The organism is Bartonella sp. CE47NXGY (assembly GCF_042195415.1).
GTDB lineage: Bacteria > Pseudomonadota > Alphaproteobacteria > Rhizobiales > Rhizobiaceae > Bartonella.
This window is the reverse complement of record NZ_JBHIOI010000045.1, coordinates 4,887-7,793: the sequence shown is the minus strand read 5'-3', so window position 1 is coordinate 7,793 and position 2,907 is coordinate 4,887. Positions and strand designations below refer to the sequence as shown.

At 44.5% G+C, this 2,907-nt stretch carries 2 protein-coding genes and 1 pseudogene; all 3 read left to right on the top strand.

Going from position 1 to position 2,907, the window contains the following annotated elements; all coding sequences use genetic code 11:
* Nucleotides 1-195, top strand: a pseudogene (locus ACFIL3_RS08470) (PBSX family phage terminase large subunit); the annotation flags it as partial.
* A complete protein-coding gene (locus ACFIL3_RS08465) occupies nucleotides 180-2,234 on the top strand; it encodes a portal protein (protein ID WP_375682074.1) in 2,055 nt (684 codons plus the stop codon). The pseudogene ACFIL3_RS08470 and the gene ACFIL3_RS08465, both read left to right, overlap by 16 nt.
* A gap of 11 nt (nucleotides 2,235-2,245) precedes the next feature.
* On the top strand, nucleotides 2,246-2,907 hold a 662-nt coding region (locus ACFIL3_RS08460), incomplete at its 3' end, for a hypothetical protein (RefSeq protein WP_375682075.1).

The window sequence follows — 2,907 nt, the reverse complement described above, 5'->3', positions numbered from 1 at the left end:
AAAGCACTGAATTGGTATCATGAGAAATGGGATGAGAAGCGCGGCATTGGTTTGGGTGCAGAGCATGATTGGTCGAGCCATGGGGCGGATGCCTTTGGTTTAATGTGCATTGTCTATGAAGCACCCAGTGTCAAACCCAAGCAAGAGCGTTATTGCACTATGGAAAGAGAAGCGGCATCATGGATGGCATTCTAGATCAAGACTTTCAAAAAACGACAATCCTTGATGAATATGAAATCTATAAGCGTTTAAAGTCTTGGTATGCAGAAGATATTGAACATGTTAATGAATGGCGTGAACAGGCGCGTGAAGATTTTGATTTTTATAATGGTCGTCAATGGGCAGAGGAAGATCTTGCGGTTTTAAAAGAGCAACGCCGTCCTGTCATGACTTTTAACCGCATTGCACCCCTTGTGAATGCTATTGTTGGGGCGGAGCGTAATAATAAGCGCGAAGTACAGTTTCAACCACGGCAAATGGGAGCGGCAATACCCAATGAATTGCTTACTGGAGCAGCAGAATGGTTTCGTGATGAGGCAGAGGCGGAATATGCCGATTCCGATGCTTTTCAGGATATGGTTATTTGCGGTATGGGCTGGACAGATACGCGGCTTGATTATGATACAGATCCCGAAGGGATACCTGCTGTTCAACGTTTAGATCCCTTAAAAATGGTTTGGGATGCCAATGCTGTAAGACCAAATCTCATTGACGCACAGCGTATGTGGTATGTTGATCGCAAATCCGTTGAGGATGCTAAAAGTCTTTTTCCTGATGTTGCTGTTGAAGATCTTAACGCCGATTGGGCTATCGATAGTACAACCGATTCTGAGGATTCTCATGTGTCGCTTGATGCGTATCAAGATGACTCCAATGCGACTTCTCTCTCAGATCCGTATTCTGGGAAACGCTATGTTACGCTGGTTGAATGCCGTTGGTTTGAATATGAGACCACTTACAAGGCGCCTGATCTTCAAACCGGACAGATGCGCAACTATAGCAAACAGGAGTTTGAACAGCTTCAAAGGGTAATGCCACAATTACAAGGGGTGTGTTTTAATAAAAAAGTGGTGAGACGCGCTTTTCTAGGACGACGTCTTTTAGCAAAGCCCGATAAGCCATTAGCACCTGATGGGCAACTTGGGTGGGAGTGTATCACGGGCACGCTGGATAAGCTTAAAAACCAGTTTTACGGGATTGTTCGCCCCGCAAAAGATCCACAAAAATGGTCGAATAAATATTTTAGCCAAGTGATGTATATCCTTAATAGCCAGTCTAAGGGCGGCTTGATAGCAGAACGAGACGCTTTCGATGATGATCGCCAAGCCATGGAAAGCTGGGCGCGAACGGATACGATTACTTGGGTTAAAAATGGCGCGCTTACAGGAGGGAAAATGCAACCAAAGCCAAGTGCACAATTTCCCAATGGATTTTTCCAGCTGTTTAATGAATCGCGTGAAGCGATAACGCATGTAACAGGGTTATCGGCTGAGTTTATCGGAACACGGGAGGTCAACCAAGCCAATGTGTTGGAAAATACACGCCGGCAATCAACGCTTAATTTGCTTGCGGGGCTGTTTGATAATCTCAAGCTTTATCGGTGTAGGCAGGGAAAGATTATCCTTTATCTTATCCAGAATTATCTCTCTGATGGGCGTCTGGTACGTATTTCTGGACAAGAGAATGCCCAATATGTGCCGTTGACGCGTGAAGCTGTTACGACGCTTGAGTATGACATTATTGTTGATGATTCACCGACAAGCCCCAATGAAAAAGAGAAAACTTTTGCGACAATTACGCAGATGTTGCCGTTGCTTGGTGGGTTCTTAACACCGGAGATGATTCCAGATCTTTTAAAGCTTTCCCCACTACCGGCAACATTGGTAGCAAATTTAACGGCAAAAGCACAGCAGGCACAACAAGAACAACAGCAACAGCAGATGATGCAACAAAGCCAAGGGGCGCAATTAACTCCAGAGCAACAAGCAAAGATTGCTGTTTTACAGCAAGAAGCGCAAGCAAAGAGCACACTCTATCAACTTGATGCACAGCAGAAACAAGCGGCATTGCAGCAGAAAAATATCGAACTTTTCTTGAAACAAGAACAAGCGCGCATGCAGCTCGAACTTCAACAGGCAAAAAATGAGATAGCGCAGCGTGATTTAGAACGCAAAGCTTTACAGACACAGTTGGAACACTATCGAGTTTTGACAAAAAATATAATAGCACATTGAAGGGACAGAATATGGAAGAAGAGTTTACGCCAGAAGAACAAGCAATCTATGATGAACATTTTGCCAGTGATAATGTTGTTGAGTTGGTCGAGCCAGAACAAGTTGAGGAAGTTTTTGATGCAGAGGAAAGTTCTGAACAGCCAGCTGTAGAACCACTTCAAGAGCAGCCAAATTCTGATGTAATAGAATCTGATAAACTAGAGCAAGAGCGGCAAGCACGACAAAAGGCAGAACAAAGCGCCATTGAAGCGCGTGAATTGGCTATTGAACTTGCGCAAAAATATGCCGCAATGCAGGAAGAAATCACGCGCCGCCGTGAGGAAAATATTCCCTCCCTAGAAGACGACCCAAAAGCACATTTTGCATGGCTTAGTCATAAGGTACAAGAACAACAGAAATTGCTTGATGAGTTTTCTCATATGAGAGAGAGCCAAGAGCGCATGAGTCAAGAGGAATATGAACGCCAAAAGTTGGGGGATTATTTCGAGGAAGCTAAAGCGCAAGTACAAGATAAATATCCAGATTTAGACAGTATCACGGACTATCTCTATGAAAGAGCAGACAGTGTTTTACAAGCGCAAGCAAGCCTTTATCCGCAATGGAAAGACCCAGAGGCACGGCAACAACAAATTGGTGCTGAATTGCGCCAAATATGCCAGCAGTGTCAGAAAGC